We start from the raw sequence: 16,851 nt of genomic DNA, 5'->3' as shown, positions 1-16,851 counted from the left end.
CTTCCTTAGTTGCCGAGCGCCGCGACGCCTCCGGTAGAACCGAAACCGCCTTCGCCGCGCGATGTCTCGTCGAGCTCTTCGACGGGCAGCCAGCCAGCGCGCGTGACCGGCGCCAGGACAAGTTGCGCGATCCGGTCGCCGCGCCGGATCTCGAAAGCATCATCGCCGTGATTGATCACGATCACCTTCAGTTCGCCCCGATAATCCGAATCGATCGTGCCGGGCGTGTTCGGGACCGTCACCCCATGCCTGAGCGCCAGTCCCGAGCGCGGGCGTACCTGGATTTCGAACCCTGATGGTATCGCCATGGCAAGTCCGGTCGCGACCGCGTGCCTTGCACCCGGCGAAAGCGTCAGGGACTCGGCCGCAAGCACGTCCATCCCCGCCGCCCCGTCGGTCGCATAGGCGGGCAGTTCCAGCCCCTCGAAATGCGCGAGGCGCTTTACGGGAACGGGAACGTTTTCACTGGAGAGCATCGGCGATCCTTTCGACGAGGGCATATGCCACGTCGTTCTTGGGCAGTTCGGGAAGGCTTTCCACCCCGCTGGCGGTGATTATGTGGACGGTATTGTCCTCGCCCCCCATGACGCTTTGTCCGGGCGGGCCGGAAACGTCGTTCGCCACGATCCAGTCGGCGCCCTTTCGCCGGCGCTTTTCCTTGGCGTTGAAAATCACGTCCTCGGTCTCGGCGGCGAATCCGACAAGGAGCTTTGGCCGCTTGGGCAAACCGGCGACCGTCGCGAGAATATCCGGGTTTTCGGTAAGCAGGAGCGCGGGCGGCGCGGAACCGCGTTTCTTGATCTTTTCCGAAGCCACGTCACGCGTGCGCCAGTCGGCAACGGCGGCTACCATGATCGCCGCATCGGCAGGCAGGCACCGCTTTACCGTATCGGCCATCTCGAGCGCGCTTTCGACGTCTATCCGGTCGACTCCGGGCGGCGTGTCGAGATGCACCGGCCCCGCCACCAGCGTTACCCTTGCCCCTGCGGCCGCAGCAGCAGCCGCTATCGCGAAGCCCTGGCGGCCCGACGAGCGGTTTGCGATGTAGCGGACGGGATCGATCGGCTCGTGGGTCGGCCCCGCAGTCACCAGCACGTGCTTGCCGTAGAGCGGGCGATGCTCGGGGTCCTGCTCGAAATCGGGCTGGCCGGCGAGCGGATCGGCAGACTCCGCATTCTCGTCGTACGGTTCGGGCTCGCGCCCCTCGCCGCCCGATACGAGGTGATTGATCGCCTCGGGATCGGTCGGGGGCGCCGATTTCGCTCCACCCTTTTGCGACAGGAGCGGCCCCGACATGTCGAGCGGCGGCGCTTCTTCCGGCTCGTGGTTCCCGGAGAATTCGTCTTCCCCGGCAGGCTCGACTTCCGGTGCCGGCATCTCGCCGGTCAGCGCGGGGTCCTGCTCTTCGGCCTCCTCGAACGCGATGGCCTGCTTCTTCTTGCGCCCGCGCGAGATCATCGAAGCGACGAGGCCACCCAGCCCCATCCCTTCGGATTCGGGTTCCTCGGCCGCTTGCGGCTCGCCGGGCCCGACGAGTGTCGGTTCGGTCGGAAGCGGCGCCTGGGGCTGCGGAAAACCGGTGTCCTGACCCGGCAGCGGCGCGACCTCTACCGGATCGAGACCCAGCACCCAGGAAATCCGCTGCCAGACGGCAAGCGGTTCGGGAAGGCGGCCCGGACCGTATTCGCCGCAGGCCATCGCGCCTTCTTCAGGCTCCATCACGTCGACGCCCGCCGTTCGCAGCGTCTCGACATTTCGCATGGTCGAGGCGTGCTGCCACATGCGCACGTTCATCGCCGGGACCGCCATCACCGGCTTGTCCGTGGCGAGCAACAACGTCGTTGCAAGATCGTCGGCAATGCCCGCCGCCATCTTTGCAAGCAAGTCTGCCGTCGCCGGGCACACGACGACCAGGTCGGCGGCCCGCGAAAGCTGGATATGCCCCATCTCAACCTCGTTTTTAAGGTCCCAGAGCGTGGTGTGGACGGGATTTTCGGACAGCGCCGCCAGCGCCATCGCGGTGACGAACTTCGATCCGCCCTCGGTAAGCACGCACGTAACATCGCCTCCGCCCTTGCGGATGAGACGGACAAGTTCGCAGGATTTGTAGGCGGCAATTCCACCGCCTACGACCAACAGGATGCGCGGGCCCTCCATGGGCGTCCTTCTGCCCTCCCAGTGTTAGCTGTGCAATTACTTTACGGCGAGTGCGGAACTTGGCGATCCGTCCGCGTCCGGTGTGCCGTCGCGAGCGTCGCCGGCATCACGGGCCGAGCGGATCAGCGAGGCGATGGCGCGCGGCGCGAAGGCGAGGCCGATGAACATGGCAGGCGCGATCATTGCCCCCCAGTAGAAGTTGTCGGGCCGGCCGGCGAGCATAAACGCGACGCCGTAACCGAGGTAGAGCAGTGTGCCGAACTCGCCGGCGGCCGATCTCCAGCCCGCCCAACCGAAGACCATCAGGACGATGGCGGGGCCGGCGAGCCAGTGCGGCAGGAAGCGCAGGTTGCTGGAAAGCGCGACGTTGGACAGCCAGCCGGACATCCCGCGCATCACAAGCCAGGCGGGCGAAGGCCGGTCGCTGGGCAGGACCTGCTCGGCCACGATGGAGAGGTGCCACGAAAGCGCAGCAAGGAAGACCAGTACGAGCGCGGCCCAGGCGGCACCTTCTCTCCAGTCGCGGCGCCAGAACGCCATGGCTGCCATCAGCAGCACGAACGGCAGCGAGTGCTCGCGGATCGCGAGGGCCAGCGCGGCCACGGCAAGCGCAGCCCCCCATTTGCCGGGACGATGCAGGCCGAATGCCAGCGCCAGAAGCATCCCGGCCCAGAGTTCATGCAGTACGAAATAATAGCGGTTGAGCCCGAGCGATGCGCCGACGAACAGCAGGGCGAGCGCCATACGCCGGGTGCGTCCTTCGCACCCCGGCTCCTCGCCAAGGCGTCGCCACCAGACGATCAGGACCGCGAACATCAAAACGATCGCGACGCCCGTCTGACCGCCCTTCCCGAGGAAGGCATCGACATAGGCGAGGGTCGGGAGGCGCACGGCAAGGCCGGGCGTGACAGGGTAATGCGCCTTGCGATGCTCCTCGACGATGAAATCGTAGTAGTTCTCGCCTCGCTGGATGCGTTCTATCGCGGTATCGTAGAGTTGCAGATCGTCATCGCGGTCGCGCTCGGCTTCGCCGTCCCGAGGACCGGCGAGATTCTCGACGAACGTCTTGGTCGACACCTCCGACTTGCCTGCGTTGATCGGGACCATCGCGGCCACGAACAGCATCAGGAGGAGAGTGCCGAGCGCGATGCGCGCCGAAACCGGTGCCCAGTGCGCAAAGCGGTCCCAGCCGGGAAGGTCCGGGCGCGGCGACCATGGCGGCGCGGATGCATAGTCCACGCCATGCACGTCCTTCAGCCTGTGAGGCCCGCCTCGATCGTCGCCCATGCCGCAATACCCCCTGCCAGCGCAGCAAGGAGATATCCGGCCCATTGGTTAATTCGCGGTTTACGCTCCCACATCAGCTGGACGTCGGGCAGCGGAGGCTGGTCGGGCGCGCCGCCCTTCGGCGGGTATTTTTCCTCGATCCGGCGAACGAGATCGGGGAGCCGGAGGAGCGTGTCGAAATCCTCGCGGATACGATCGGCGAGAGCGGCTTCGGGGCCGAGTTCGTCGCGTATCCAGTTGCGGACGAAGGGCGCGGACACGTCCCACATGTTGATGCCGGGGTGAAGCGCCGTCGCGAGTCCCTCGACCATTACCATGGTCTTTTGCAGCAACAGCAGGTGTGGCTGCGTCTGCATGTCGAAATCACGCGTGATCGCGAACAGCCCGTCGAGCATCTGGCCGACGGAAAGCTCGCTGACGGGCTTGCCGCGCATCGGCTCTCCCACCGCGCGCAGCGCCGTCGCGAATTCCTCGACCGAATGATAGCTCGGCACGTATTGCGCCTCGAAATGGATTTCTGCCACGCGGCGATAGTCGCCGGTGGTGAGTCCGTACAGGATCTCCGCGAGCCATTGCCGCGCGCGACGGTTGATGCGGCCCATGATCCCGAAATCGATGGCGACGATGGTGCCGTCCGCCTGCACGAACAGGTTGCCCTGGTGCATGTCGGCGTGGAAATAGCCGGCATTGATCGCCTGCGTCAGGAACGCGAGCACCAGCCGCCTCGCCATCGCCGGCAAGTCGTGCCCGGCCGCCTCGAGGGCATCGAGTTCGCTGATCTTGATCCCGTCGATCCACTCGATTGTCAGCACGCGGCCGTTGGTTCGGTCCCAGTCAATGTCCGGGATGCGATAGCCCTCGTACCCCTTCATCGCCTGCGCCAGTTCCGAGGCCGATGCGGCTTCGCGACGCAAGTCGAGTTCGCGGTTGGTCCAGCGCTTCAGGTTCGCGATCACGGCGCGGGGGCGAAGCCTCGATGCCTCTCCGCCCAGTGCCTCGAGGTGCGCGGCGGCCCACTCGTAGGTTTCGATGTCCTGCGCGAACTTCTCGCGGATGCCCGGCCGCAGCACTTTCACTGCGACGTCGCGCCCGTCGATCGTCCTGGCGCGATAGACCTGCGCTATCGAGGCCGAACCGACCGGCTCGGTATCGAATTCGGAGTAAAGCGCTTCGAGCGGGCGGTCGAAGCTGAATTCGATCTGCTGGCGGATCTGCTCGAAAGGTACGGGCGGCAATCGGTCCTGCAGGGACAGCAGGTTGCGCGCCGCCTCCTCGCCGACGATGTCGGGACGGGTCGCAAGTGTCTGGCCCAGCTTGATCGCGGCCGGTCCGATTGCCCGGAACGCGGCGGAATAGTCCGGCTCCCTCGGTTGCCTCGTGCCGATCCTCGCCACCCGCGCCAGTCGCTTGACCGGCAGCGGGGTGTTGCGGCCCTCCTCGATGATCCGCAGCGCGCCGTGGCGGGCGAGCGTGCGGCCCCAACGGAGCAGCCGCGAAATATGCCGTGCTGGAGACGTCACGTTCCGGCTTCCTGCCCTCAGGCCTTCCAGCCCGAATGGATGGCGACGAGACCGCCCATGATCGGCTCCACCCTCACCTGCGAGAAACCGGCATCGCGGATCATGCCCGCGAATTCCGGCATCGGGGGAAAGCGGCGGATCGATTCGACGAGGTAGCGATAGCTTTCCTCGTCTCCTGCGATCACCTTGCCGATGCGGGGCACAAGGCGGTGCGAGTAGGCGTCGTAGACTTCCCTGAAGCCCGGCCACTCGGTCGTCGAGAATTCAAGGCAGAAGAAGCGCCCGCCGAACCTGAGCACCCGGTAGGCCTCGGCGAGAGCGAGGTCGATGCGCGTCACGTTGCGGATACCGAACGCGATCGTATAGGCATCGAACATCCGGTCGGGGAACGTCAGTGTCTCGGCGTTCTGGCGCGACCAGACGAGACCGTCGGTCCCCCGGTCGAGCGCGCGTTCGATCCCGACGTCCAGCATGTCCTGGTTGATGTCCGACACGGTGACTTCTGCGCCCGCGTCGGCCATGCGGAACGCAATGTCGCCGGTACCGCCCGCCATGTCGAGGATCGCTTCGCCTTCCTGCGGTTTCACGCGCCTGACGAAGCGGTCCTTCCAGAGCCTGTGCATTCCGCCCGACATTGCGTCGTTCATGACATCGTACTTGCGCGCGACGTTGGAGAAGACGGCGCCCACGCGCTCGGTCTTCTCCTCGGGGCTGACGTCTTCGTAGCCGAAGGAGACCTTGTCGTTCATGGACCCGGCTTTAGGAGACAATTGCCGCGCGGGCAAAGCCTGATAAGGCGCGCAGGCCATGCCCGAGCTTCCCGAAGTCGAAACCACCGTCAGGGGCCTTGCCCGCTATCTCGAAGGAGAGAGGCTTTCCCGCGTGACGGTCAACCGGCCGGACTTGCGCAGGCCCTTCCCTCCCGGCCTGGTGCAGGCGCTCACCGGGGCGAAGGTAACGGGCCTCGGTCGCCGGGCGAAGTACGGGCTCGTCCACACCGATCGCTACACGACCATGGTTTTCCACCTCGGCATGTCCGGGCGCTGGCGGATCGAGCCCGACGCGATCGAGAAGCACGACCACCTCGTCCTCGAAACAGCGAACGGCCATCGGCTCGCCCTGAACGACGCGCGCCGTTTCGGTTCGGTGGACCTCGTCGACACGCGGGAACTTGAGAACTGGCCGTCGTTCGCCGCGATGGGTCCGGAACCCCTTGGTCCCGGCCTGACGCCGGCTTACCTCCATGCCGCGTTCGACGGGCGGATCGCGCCCGTCAAGCAACTGCTTCTCGATCAGAGGATCGTGGCGGGCCTTGGAAACATATACGTGTGCGAGGCGCTCCACCGGGCGCGGATCGCTCCGGGCAAGGCGGCCGGACGCGTTTCGAAGGCCGCTCTCGGCCGGCTCGTTCCGGCGATCAGGGCGGTGCTCGACGAATCGATCGCGGCGGGCGGCTCGACCATTCGCGACTACGCCCAGCCCTCGGGAGAACTCGGCTATTTCGCGGCATCGTGGCAGGTCTACGGACGCGAGGGTGCCCCGTGCTCGTGTGGCGGAACCGTGCGACGCGAGGTCCATTCGGGCCGGAGCACCTTCTGGTGCGCGAAGTGCCAGCGCTGAACCTGCGGAACGCAACGGCAGATTCGGCACTACAATCCTTGACGATTTCCCCGACGGACGTTAAGGGCCGCGCTTTCCGGCGGGCATGCCCGCCTTTTTCGTCAAGCAATCAGGATTTCCGGCCGCAGGGCGGCCCGACAGAGGACAGACATGGCCAACACGCCGCAAGCACGCAAGCGCATCCGCCGCAACGAGCGCCGCGCCGACATCAACGGCAACCGCATCAGCCGCATCCGCACTTTCGTTAAGCGGGTGGAGAGCGCGATCGAAGGCGGCGACAAGGCCGCCGCCACCGATGCCCTGCGCGCCGCGCAGCCGGAACTCGATCGTGGCGTCGCCAAGGGCGTCCTTCACCGGAACGCGGCATCGCGCAAGCTGTCGCGGCTGACGAAGCGGATTTCCGCGCTCTGATCATAAGTGAACGATTCGGACACCTGGTCCGGTCGGTCGCGGTACGAAAACAGAACAAGGTCGGGAAGAAATTCCCGACCTTTTTTGCTGCGATGCGACAGTCATTTTACGGCAGTGCGGGAAACCGTTGAGTTTCCACGATTCGCCTTATGACCATTGTTAGTCGGGCAGTATATATTCCCTGTTTTCATAGACTTAGAAGAAATTCTACGGCAGTCTGCGGGGCTCTGGGTGTCAACGACTTTATTTCAGTTTTTTTGCAGCCGCCGCTCTTGCCCAGCGCCCTCCGAACGATAATCATTCGGTCTCGGTCGTAGCGGAATCGACCGTATCGTTTTGCAAGCAAACTGGTGATCGTGCCAAGGCGATTTGGTACGGTGGAGAGGTTTTGCCTGCGATATCAGATCGTTGCGCTACAAGCGGTTGGGTCAGATCGAACAGGGGCATAGGACAATGTCGGGGGCTTCAAGCACTGGTGCTTCGGGAAAGCAGCGTGTCGGCGCGGCAGATGGGAAGGCAAGGGTGACAAAAGAAAAAATGGAGGAGGATCAGGAGGCGCTCGACCTTGCTGCCGATTGGGCTGACATAAGCCAGGGCTTGCGCAAGGATCTCGGACATCAGTTGCACGGGCAATGGATCAAGCCGATCCAGCTCGGCACGTTCTGCAAGGAAACCGGAACGCTGGACTTGTTCCTGCCGACCGAGTTTTCGGCGAACTGGGTGACGGACCGCTTCGCCGACAGGCTCTCGCTTGCCTGGAAGATAGCCCGGCCCGACGTCAAGCACGTGCGAATCCTCGTCCATCCCGGTCGTCGGCTGCCCGAACTCCGGCTCGGCAATGGCGGCGACCTGCGCCTTCCGGCAAACGATCGCGACCAGCATGCGCAGGTTTCGGGCGGGCTCAGCCTCGGGGGCGAAGAGTTCGGAGCGATTGGGCAAGGCACGGTCGGGATCGATCCCTCGCTGACGTTCGCGACATTCGTGACCGGCACTGCGAACGTGCTGGCCTGCAATGCCGCACAGCGCATGGCCTCGACCGAAAAGCCGCAATTCTCGCCGCTTTATCTCAAGGCCGCGACCGGCCAGGGCAAGACGCACCTGCTGCACGCCATCGGCCATGCGTACCTTTCGAACCACCCGCGCGCGCGAATTTTCTACTGTTCGGCCGAACGGTTCATGGTCGAATTCGTACAGGCGCTTCGCCAGAACCAGATGATCGAATTCAAGGCGAGGCTGCGCGGCTTCGACCTGCTGCTCGTCGACGACATCCAGTTCATCATCGGCAAGGCCAGCGCGCAGGAAGAACTTCTCTACACGATCGACGCGCTACTCGCGGAAGGAAAACGGCTGGTCTTCGCCGCCGACCGCGCGCCTCAGGCGCTCGACGGCGTCGAGCCGCGGCTGCTCTCGCGCCTGTCGATGGGCTTGGTCGCCGATATGTCTCCGGCCGACATCGAGCTGCGTCGCAAGATCCTCGAATCGAAACTCAACAAATATGCCTCGCTCGACGTGCCGGAGGACGTGGTCGAGTTCCTCGCGCGCACGATCACGCGCAACGTCCGCGAACTCGTGGGCGGCCTCAACAAGCTGATCGCCTATGCGCAGCTAACCGGGCAGGAAGTCTCGCTGCAGCTTGCCGAGGAGCAGCTGACCGACATTCTTTCGGCCAACCGCCGGCGGATCACGATCGACGAGATCCAGCGGACCGTCTGCCAGTTCTACCGGGTCGACCGCACCGAGATGAGTTCGAAGCGCCGCGCCCGCGCCGTCGTTCGCCCGCGCCAGGTTGCGATGTACCTCGCCAAGGTCCTGACGCCGCGGTCCTATCCGGAAATCGGTCGCAAGTTCGGCGGTCGCGACCACTCGACCGTGATCCACGCCGTGCGGCTGATCGAGGATCTTCGCCAGCGCGACGCGGACATGGACGGCGACGTGCGCAGCTTGCTCAGGCAACTGGAAAGCTGAGCCGTTTGCGCCTAGGTGGCGGGCGATGAGCCTGCCGCCAGAGCGCCTCGAACGTTTCGCCCGACACATCGTCCTGCCGGAAATCGGCGGGGCGGGTCAGGTCGCCTTGTCGCGCGCTCACGTCGCGCTCATCGGTTGCGGGGGGATCGGCTCTCCCGCCTTGCAATATCTTGCAGGTGCCGGAATCGGCCGGTTGACGCTGGTGGACAGCGATACCGTCGACGTCAGCAACCTCCAGCGCCAGACGCTATACGATCCTGCCGGCCTGGAGCGACCCAAGGCGGAATTGGCGGCAGAATGGGTCAGGCGCTTCGATCCCGCTCTCGACGTCCGTGCGGTGACATCCCGGATCGAATCGCGGAATGCCGCCGACGTCATCGAGGGCGTCGATCTGGTACTTGACGGATGCGACAATTTCGCGACTCGGCTCGCTGTGTCGGATGCCTGTGTCCAATTACGCATCCCGCTCACCTCGGCTGCGATCGGTCGCTTCCAGGGGCAAGTCGCGAACTTCGCCGGGCACCTGTCGGACAGCGCCTGCTATCGCTGCTTCGTAGGCGATGCCTTCGATGCCGACGATTGCGACACGTGCGCCGAAGACGGTGTGCTCGGCGCTATGACGGGTATGGTCGGAAGCTTCGCGGCGATGCACGCAATTCGAATCCTGCTGGGCGGGATCACCGCCCTGGGCGACCCGCAGTGGGGGCGGCTCCACCTCATCGACGGACTGAAGCCCGGGATGCGCTCGCTCGTTATTGCCAAGGACCCGGAGTGCACGGCATGTTCAGGCCGCTAGGATCTCGTCGACCCACGGGGGAACCACTTGCGTCGCCGGGCCATGCCGCGATTCGTCGAACCACGCCGAACCCTGCGACGGTTCGAGATTGAGTTCGAGAGTACGGACCCCGAGGTCGTTGGCGTTGCGAACGAACCCGGCGGCCGGATAGACCGCGCCGGAGGTTCCGATCGACACGAACAGGTCGGCCTCGCGCAACGCCGCGAAAATCTCGTCCATGCGATAGGGCATTTCCCCGAACCACACGACGTCGGGACGCAGCGACCGCTCGCCGCAGTCGGGGCAGGCCGGACGCTCGATCAGCGTTCCCGTCCAGGGGGACCGGACGTCGCAAGCCGTACACCATGCATTGAGATGGGTTCCGTGCATGTGCACGACGCGCCGGGCTCCGGCGCGCTCGTGCAGGTCGTCGACGTTCTGCGTGACGATCATCAGGCCGCCCTCCCACTCGCGGTCGAGCCTCGCCAGGGCCTCGTGCGCCGCGTTGGGGTGCTTCTGCTGGATCGCCTCGCGTCGCATGTCGTAGAAGCGGAGAACGAGTTCAGGGTCGCGTTCGAAAGCCTCGGGTGTCGCGACGTCCTCGACCCGGTGCTGCTCCCAGAGTCCGCCGGCATCGCGAAAGGTATCGATCCCGCTTTCGGCGCTGACCCCCGCGCCGGTAAGGACCACGATGTTGCGGATATCTGTCATCGCGGCCATGAGACCAGCCTTCGAGGGAGACGGCAATGGCGCGAATCGGAATTATCGGCAGCGAAGGACGCATGGGGCAGGCCATCGCGTCCGCTGTTGCCGAGCAGGGCGAAGTTCTGGCGGGCGGCATCGACAAGGGTGGCGACGCGACGGCGCTTTCTGCGAAATGCGATGTTCTCATCGATTTTTCGAGCCCGGGCGCGCTCGAGGCGAACCTCGATGCGGCCGTCGCCAGCGGGACGCCGATCCTCGTCGGCACGACTGGCCTCGAAGAGCGCCACCAGTTCCTGCTCGACGCTGCGGCGGAGAAAGTCGCCGTGCTGCAGACAGGCAACACCTCGCTCGGCGTCACCCTGCTTGCGCATCTTGTCCGGCAGGCCGCGAGCAGCCTTGGCGAGGAATGGGACATCGAGATCGTCGAGACTCACCATCGCCACAAGGTCGATGCTCCGTCGGGAACGGCGCTTCTGCTGGGCGAAGCCGCGGCGCGGGGACGCGGCGTTTCGCTGGATGACGTGAGCGAGCGCGGTCGCGACGGAATGACCGGCGAGCGGCGTGACGGCGCCATCGGGTTCGCGAGCCTGCGTGGCGGCAGCGTCGCGGGCGATCACTCGGTGTCGTTCCTGTCCGACAACGAGCGCCTCGTGCTGTCGCACATGGCCGAAAACAGGGCGATTTTCGCTCGCGGCGCACTCAAGGGTGCGATGTGGCTCATCGGTCGGCAGCCTGGACGCTACGCCATGCCCCAGGTGCTCGGCCTTTGAAGAAGGACGACGTCTTCGAATTTTTCCGGCGGCTGGCGGAGGAAAACCCCTCGCCGGAAACCGAGCTCGAATTCGGCAATCACTATCAGTTGCTCGTGGCGGTGGTGCTGTCGGCGCAAGCGACCGATGTCGGCGTCAACAAGGCGACGCGAAAGCTCTTCGCCGAAGTGAAGTCGCCGCAGGATATGCTCGAACTGGGCGAGGAAGGCCTCAAGGAGCACATCAAGTCCATCGGCCTGTTCAATTCGAAGGCAAGCAACGTCATCGCGTTATCCGAAATGCTCCTGGCCGAGCACGGCGGCAAGGTGCCGGAGGATCGCGATGCCCTCGTCGAACTGCCCGGCGTCGGCCGCAAGACCGCGAATGTCGTCATGAACTGCGCGTTCGGGGCGGAGACCTTCGCTGTCGACACGCATATCTTCAGGGTGTCCAACCGAACGGGACTGGCAAAAGGCAAGACACCGCTCGCGGTCGAAAAGAAGCTCGAGAAAGTCGTGCCGCAGCCCTTCCGGCTCGGCGCGCATCACTGGCTGATCCTGCACGGGCGCTACGTTTGCAAGGCGAGGAAGCCGGAGTGCTGGCGCTGCCAGGTGGCCGAGTTGTGCTCATACAAGTCGAAGAATCTATCTGAAGATTAGTTAGAATAGTTAACGCGTTAGCTGGACTGCCCTAAATGGGCTAAAATTCCATGTTTTGTATGTGGAGTTTTAAGCCCATGCCGGTCTCCTTGAAGCCGCGGGATATCTATTTCGAGAAACGCCCTGGTGCACTTCCGCAACTGCGAAGGCACCCCGTACTTCGCAACTTATCTCCGTCCCTTCTTGAGGAGAAAGGCATCTGCCTTTTCGCTGGAGCCAATCGCCCGCTCCTGCTCCAGCTTATCGCTGCGCTGCCTTCGGAAGAGACGCAGGGTTTCATCCTGGCAGGGCCGCAATCTCTTGCCTCGCTCTCGAAATTCCCCGGTTGCAGGGGTCATCTCGTTGTCGATCTCGCTTCTGCGTCGAACGTGGATGCCCACAGGCTCGCGCGCATCGCTGGCGACAGGCCGGTAGTCGCGATCGGCGCCGACGACATCGGATGCGATTATCTGGACGAGCTCGCAGTCCGCGCTCCGATCAACTGGATTGGCGCGGATTGCCGCGAGTCGCGTGCGCTCCTCCGCGACAAAGCTGCTTTCACCCGGCTCGCTCGCAACTTGGACTTGCCGACGCCGGAAACAATGTTCTTCGCAGGCAAGTCCGGCATCGACACCGACGAAACTTTCGCGCGCCTGGGGGCACCGATCGTCATTAAGCCCACGAACATGGCCGGTGGGCATGGCGTCGTCTTCGTGGAAAACGAAAGGCAATTCGCCGACCGGGTACTCGGCAACGCAAACTATCGGTTCAGCCCACTGGTTGCGCAGGCGTTCGTCCCGGGGGTGGACATCGGCCTTGGCGTCCTCTCCGACCGGGGCCGCATGCTGCACTACAGCATTCAGGTGCGTCGGAACGGTCGGTTCGAGTTCGCGCACCATGAGCAGTTCCTGAGCGCGACTCGGGCGATCATAGAGCGCACGCGGTTCAGCGGTTTTGCGCAATTCGACGCCCGATTGTCGGAAGATGGACGCATCAGCCTGCTCGAATGCAATCCCCGAACCTGGTCCAGCCTGGGACAATCGACCTGGTGCGGCCTCAATTTCGTGAGCGCCGTCGTGGCCGCGGCGCGTTTGCGTGCCTCGTCGCAACCCACCTCACTGTGCAGTGGTATAGCGCCATATACCGGGGTGTGGTGGAGCGAAAACCGCTTTCGCCCTGCGGAGATTGTGCGGCTGAACCCGGAGCAGCGGCGACTGGCGCTGTGCGTCCTTCTCAACTTCGCGGTCAACGGCTGGCGAGACCGGCTGAGGCGGTGGCGACGAAAAGACGCGATCATGGTCGGGCTTGGCTGACCGCCCAGCCCGGTCGGAGTGACTAGACGTCGTCGTCGCTGACCATCTCGCCGCGATCGATCTCGTTGGTCATGACCGCAACGGCCGTCGTCACCGTGGCATCGCCGGTAACGTTGGTCGCAGTGCGCATCATGTCCATGATCCGGTCCACCCCGGCTACGAAGGCGATAGTCTCAAGGGGCACACCGACGGCGCCGAAAACCAGCGCCATCATGATCAGGCCCGCGCCGGGTATCCCTGCGGCACCGACCGATCCAAGCGTCGCTAGTACCGAGATGAGCACGTAGTCCGCGAACGACAGATCGACTCCGAAGATCTGTGCGCCGAACAGCGTCGCCAGCCCCAGGTACATCGCCGTACCGTCCATGTTGATCGTCGCGCCGAGGGAAACCACGAAGCTGGACGTCGAGCGACTGACCCCGAGGTTGCGCTGCGTACACCGCAACGTGACCGGCAGCGTGGCGTTCGACGATGCTGTCGAATAGGCGACCGCGATGGCATCGACCATGCCACGGAAGAAGTCGGCAATCGGCAGCTTTGCAAGGAACCGGATCATCGAAATGTAGACGACGCCTATGATCAGGAAGCAGCCGACGTAATTGAGTGCGACCAGCTTCGCGAGCGCGACGAGTGCGTCCTGACCCAGAGTACCGGCAACCCAAGCCATCAGTGCGAAGACACCGAACGGCGTAAGCTCCATCACGATCATGGTCACCTTCTGCATGACCACCGCCCCGCTGTCGAAGATGCGCGCTGCTGGATGCCCGTCCTCCTTCGCCATGACGATGCCGATGCCGATGAGGAGCGCGAAGACAATAAGAGGAAGCACCTGCGCATCGGCCATGACCTGCACGGGGCTTTCCGGGATGATCGAAAGAACCATGTCGACGGCGCTCGTTTCGGCGGGCTGCGGCGTCGGCCCCCGGTCTATCGCGCTGGTATCGACCCCTGCGCCCGGGGCGAAGAAGGTTCCGAGGCCTAGTCCGAGCCAGACAGCCAGTTGTCCCGTGACGACGAACAGCAGCAGGGCGCGCCAGCCGACCGAGCCCAGCTTGCGCAGATCGCCGATCGCGGCGACCCCGGCGACGATCGAGAAGAATATGAGCGGGACGACCAGCATCTTGATCGACTTGATGAAGAAATCGCCGATCCACTTGATGCTCTCGGCCCCCGGCCCCCAGATCACGCCGACGACGATGCCGAGAAGCAATGCGCCGATGACCCGCTGCCAAAGCGGTATCCTGAACCATTGACCGAACATGCCCTACCCCTGCCGCTTTCCCGTACTCTTGCACGCTCGCAACTGGGGCGCACAAGTCAAGCGCGCAGAGCATCTCCGGCGATGCGGGCATAGATCCGAGCGAGGATCTCGAGGTCCGCGAGTGCCACCGCCTCGTCGCGCTTGTGCATCGTCGCGTTGCAAAGTCCGAATTCGATGACCGGCGAAAGATCCTTGAGAAACCGGGCATCGGACGTCCCGCCACCTGTCGATAGGTCGGGCGTGATCGAAGTTTCCGCCTCGATCGCGCGAGAGACGATGTCGGAAAACGGTCCCGGCTGGGTCAGGAACGATTCGCCCGAAATGATTGGCGAGGCAAGGCAGCCATGCCGCTCAGCGATTTCCGTGACGCGCGCGGCGAGCGATGCTCCGGTATGCTGATCGTTGAAACGGATGGATATCCGCGCCTTCGCACCCGCCGGAATGACGTTGTGCGCCGGATTTCCGACTTCGAGGTCGGTGATCTCGAGGTTCGAGGCCTGGAACCATTCGGTCCCCTCGTCGAGTTTCAGCGCATCGAGCTCGGCGAGCAAGGCGACGAGGCGCGGTATCGGATTGTCTGCAAGGTGCGGATAGGCCACGTGCCCTTGCGTGCCTTGCGATTCCAGCCAGATGTTCACCGACCCGCGCCGCCCGATCTTGACCGTATCGCCCAGCCTGTCGATCGACGTCGGCTCACCGACGAGACAGAGATCGGGGATTTCGCCGACCTCGCGCATATGTTCGATCAGCGCGATGGTGCCATGGCGTGCCGGTCCTTCCTCGTCCCCGGTAACGACGAAGCTGATAGTTCCGGCATGTTCCGGAATGTCGCGAACCGCAGCGACCATCGCCGCGATCGATCCCTTCATGTCGACCGCGCCGCGACCGTAGAGCAAATCCCCGCGCCGCTCGGGAGCGAACGGGGCCGAGGTCCACCCGTCTCCGGGAGGCACCACGTCGAGATGACCAGCGAATGCGAAATGCCTGCAGCCTTCCGGCCCCTTGCGGATAGCAAAGAGGTTCTCGACCGGTCCGTCGGGAGGTTCGCCGGCAACGAAACGATGCACCGCGAAACCGAGCGGCTGCAGTTGCGACTCGAGACAATCGAAGACGAGGCCCTGTGCAGGCGTTACGCTCGGGCAAGCGATGAGCGCTTCGGCCAGTTCGGCCACGCTTGCAGTGCGGGATGCGATTTCGCTCATGGTCACTCGCCGTGCATATGGGCTATGCCGGGCGCAGACAAGCGATGGAGCGATGCCGGTGCCGAAGGTCGACCTTGACACGATCGAGCAGACGAACCGGACCGGCTATCCGCCCGAACACGCCGCGCCCGTCGCGGGCCGCTGGTACCGCCGGCTCGCTCCGGCAACGGGGCTCACAGACTTCGGCGTGAGCCACGTGACGCTGGAACCGGGAGCTTGGTCCTCGCAGCGACACTGGCACGACGACGAAGACGAAATCGTCATCATGCTCGCAGGCGAGGCGGTGCTGGTCGACAATTCGGGCGAGACGCTCCTCACGTCCGGCGACATCGCGGCGTTCCCCAAGGGTGACGGCAACGGACACGTTCTTCAGAACCGGTCGGACAAGCCGTGCATATTCGTCGCCGTCGGAAAGCCATCGGCAAGCGACTGCCACTATTCCGACATAGACATGCACCTGTTCGCCGAAAGCGGCGAATTCCGGCGCAAGGATGGTTCGGCCTTCTAGCCTGCAAGGGCTATTTGACGACCGGTGTCTCGAACTGCTCGATCACCCAGTCCTCTTCCTCGGCTGCGGTGATCCATTCCTGCATCCACTCGTGTTCCCAGACCGCCTCCATGTAGGCGCGCGCGAAGCCCGGCACGGGAATACCATAGGTCAGGAAGCGGCTGACGACGGGTGCGTAGATGATGTCGGCGGCACAGAAGGTCCCGAAAAGGAAGGGTCCGCCCTTGCCGAAGCGGGCACGCGCCTCGGCCCACAGGGTCATAATGCGGACGATATCGGCCTTGGCATCGTCGGGCACTTCGGCATCAACCACGCGGCGGCGGATGTTCATCGGACACTGACGCCGGAGCGGCAGGTAGCCCGAGTGCATCTCCGCCACCATTGAGCGCGCCATCGCGCGGGCATCGTCTTCCTTGGGCCAGAACCGGTCGCGACCGACCTTGTCGGCAAGGTATTCGATGATCGCAAGACTGTCCCAGACGACCGCTTCGCCGTCCCACAGGATCGGCACCTTGCCCTGCGACGGCGCGAGGTCGTCCGAACTCCGCTTCAGTTCGTCCCAGTCCTCGCCGTAGAGCGGCACGGTCAGTTCCTCGAACGAAAGCCCGGATTGCTTGCAGGCCAGCCAGCCGCGCAGCGACCAGCTCGAATAGTTCTTGTTTCCGATGATCAGCTTCATGGGTCGGCGTGCCCCTTTCGCCTTCGCTCTAGCCTCTCGGATTCAACTCGACAACGAGGAG

The 16,851-nt window shown here is 64.3% G+C and carries 17 protein-coding genes; 8 read left to right on the top strand and 9 right to left on the bottom strand.

Annotation, left to right across the window (positions count from 1 at the left end):
- Nucleotides 1–5: 5 nt before the first annotated feature.
- From dut to FHS75_RS06920, 5 genes are read right to left on the bottom strand one after another with little or no spacing between them, the layout of a single operon-like run.
- Nucleotides 6–476 carry a dUTP diphosphatase gene (gene dut, locus FHS75_RS06940; protein ID WP_179406958.1) on the bottom strand — a complete coding sequence of 157 codons (471 nt, stop codon included), beginning with the start codon at nt 474–476 and terminating at the stop codon, nt 6–8.
- Nucleotides 463–2,157: a bifunctional phosphopantothenoylcysteine decarboxylase/phosphopantothenate synthase gene (locus FHS75_RS06935; RefSeq protein ID WP_179406957.1), complete on the bottom strand. Its 1,695-nt coding sequence runs from the start codon at nt 2,155–2,157 to the stop codon at nt 463–465. The genes dut and FHS75_RS06935 overlap by 14 nt, the downstream gene beginning before the upstream one ends.
- A gap of 36 nt (nt 2,158–2,193) precedes the next feature.
- Nucleotides 2,194–3,444: a hypothetical protein gene (locus FHS75_RS06930; RefSeq protein WP_229735504.1), complete on the bottom strand. Its 1,251-nt coding sequence runs from the start codon at nt 3,442–3,444 to the stop codon at nt 2,194–2,196.
- On the bottom strand, nt 3,411–4,964 hold the full coding sequence (gene ubiB, locus FHS75_RS06925; protein WP_179406956.1) for a 2-polyprenylphenol 6-hydroxylase: 1,554 nt from the start codon (nt 4,962–4,964) through the stop codon (nt 3,411–3,413). The genes FHS75_RS06930 and ubiB overlap by 34 nt, the downstream gene beginning before the upstream one ends.
- Nucleotides 4,965–4,981: 17 nt before the next feature.
- Entirely contained in the window at nt 4,982–5,713 is a 732-nt protein-coding gene (locus FHS75_RS06920; RefSeq protein ID WP_179406955.1) for a class I SAM-dependent methyltransferase, read from the bottom strand.
- 58 nt (nt 5,714–5,771) lie between these two features.
- On the opposite strand from FHS75_RS06920, the gene mutM reads away from it, so the two are divergent.
- The 4 genes from mutM (at nt 5,772) to FHS75_RS06900 (ending at nt 9,756) form a co-directional block, all read left to right on the top strand.
- Nucleotides 5,772–6,584, top strand: a complete 813-nt coding sequence (gene mutM, locus FHS75_RS06915) for a bifunctional DNA-formamidopyrimidine glycosylase/DNA-(apurinic or apyrimidinic site) lyase (RefSeq protein ID WP_179406954.1) — start codon at nt 5,772–5,774, stop codon at nt 6,582–6,584.
- A 150-nt stretch (nt 6,585–6,734) separates the two neighbouring features.
- Entirely contained in the window at nt 6,735–6,995 is a 261-nt protein-coding gene (gene rpsT, locus FHS75_RS06910; RefSeq protein ID WP_179406953.1) for a 30S ribosomal protein S20, read from the top strand.
- 537 nt (nt 6,996–7,532) lie between these two features.
- Nucleotides 7,533–8,960 (top strand): chromosomal replication initiator protein DnaA, encoded by a 1,428-nt coding sequence (gene dnaA / locus FHS75_RS06905; RefSeq protein WP_179407418.1) that lies wholly within the window; start codon nt 7,533–7,535, stop codon nt 8,958–8,960.
- Between the two features lie 25 nt (nt 8,961–8,985).
- Nucleotides 8,986–9,756, top strand: coding sequence for a HesA/MoeB/ThiF family protein (locus FHS75_RS06900; protein ID WP_179406952.1), 771 nt, complete (start codon nt 8,986–8,988; stop codon nt 9,754–9,756).
- Here FHS75_RS06900 and FHS75_RS06895 read toward each other — a convergent pair.
- Nucleotides 9,745–10,446, bottom strand: coding sequence for an NAD-dependent deacylase (locus FHS75_RS06895; RefSeq protein WP_179407417.1), 702 nt, complete (start codon nt 10,444–10,446; stop codon nt 9,745–9,747). The two genes, FHS75_RS06900 and FHS75_RS06895, sit on opposite strands and share 12 nt — an antisense overlap.
- A gap of 35 nt (nt 10,447–10,481) precedes the next feature.
- Between FHS75_RS06895 and dapB the strand changes: the two genes are divergently transcribed.
- From dapB to FHS75_RS18085, 3 genes are all read left to right on the top strand, one after another.
- Nucleotides 10,482–11,210, top strand: coding sequence for a 4-hydroxy-tetrahydrodipicolinate reductase (gene dapB, locus FHS75_RS06890; RefSeq protein WP_179406951.1), 729 nt, complete (start codon nt 10,482–10,484; stop codon nt 11,208–11,210).
- Nucleotides 11,207–11,848, top strand: coding sequence for an endonuclease III (gene nth, locus FHS75_RS06885; RefSeq protein WP_179406950.1), 642 nt, complete (start codon nt 11,207–11,209; stop codon nt 11,846–11,848). Before dapB ends, nth begins: the two co-directional genes overlap by 4 nt.
- 368 nt (nt 11,849–12,216) lie before the next feature.
- Nucleotides 12,217–13,140, top strand: a complete 924-nt coding sequence (locus tag FHS75_RS18085) for an ATP-grasp domain-containing protein (RefSeq protein WP_179406949.1) — start codon at nt 12,217–12,219, stop codon at nt 13,138–13,140.
- 22 nt (nt 13,141–13,162) lie between these two features.
- On the opposite strand, the gene FHS75_RS06875 is transcribed toward FHS75_RS18085, so the two are convergent.
- Together FHS75_RS06875 and dapE are read right to left on the bottom strand one after the other, a co-directional pair.
- The gene (locus FHS75_RS06875; RefSeq protein WP_179406948.1) at nt 13,163–14,401 is read right to left on the bottom strand and encodes a dicarboxylate/amino acid:cation symporter; all 1,239 of its coding nucleotides are present in this window, start codon (nt 14,399–14,401) and stop codon (nt 13,163–13,165) included.
- 56 nt (nt 14,402–14,457) lie between these two features.
- Nucleotides 14,458–15,603, bottom strand: coding sequence for a succinyl-diaminopimelate desuccinylase (gene dapE / locus FHS75_RS06870; RefSeq protein ID WP_179406947.1), 1,146 nt, complete (start codon nt 15,601–15,603; stop codon nt 14,458–14,460).
- A gap of 58 nt (nt 15,604–15,661) precedes the next feature.
- Here dapE and FHS75_RS06865 point away from each other — a divergent pair, with 58 nt between their 5' ends.
- Nucleotides 15,662–16,111: a cupin domain-containing protein gene (locus FHS75_RS06865; protein WP_179406946.1), complete on the top strand. Its 450-nt coding sequence runs from the start codon at nt 15,662–15,664 to the stop codon at nt 16,109–16,111.
- Nucleotides 16,112–16,121: 10 nt separating this feature from the next.
- Here the strand turns inward: FHS75_RS06865 and FHS75_RS06860 are convergent, their stop codons facing one another.
- Nucleotides 16,122–16,790, bottom strand: coding sequence for a glutathione S-transferase family protein (locus tag FHS75_RS06860; RefSeq protein WP_179406945.1), 669 nt, complete (start codon nt 16,788–16,790; stop codon nt 16,122–16,124).
- Nucleotides 16,791–16,851: the final 61 nt, after the last annotated feature.

The sequence above is a fragment of the Novosphingobium marinum genome, assembly GCF_013408095.1.
GTDB lineage: Bacteria > Pseudomonadota > Alphaproteobacteria > Sphingomonadales > Sphingomonadaceae > Novosphingobium > Novosphingobium marinum.
This window is presented reverse-complemented; position numbering and strand designations above follow the sequence as displayed.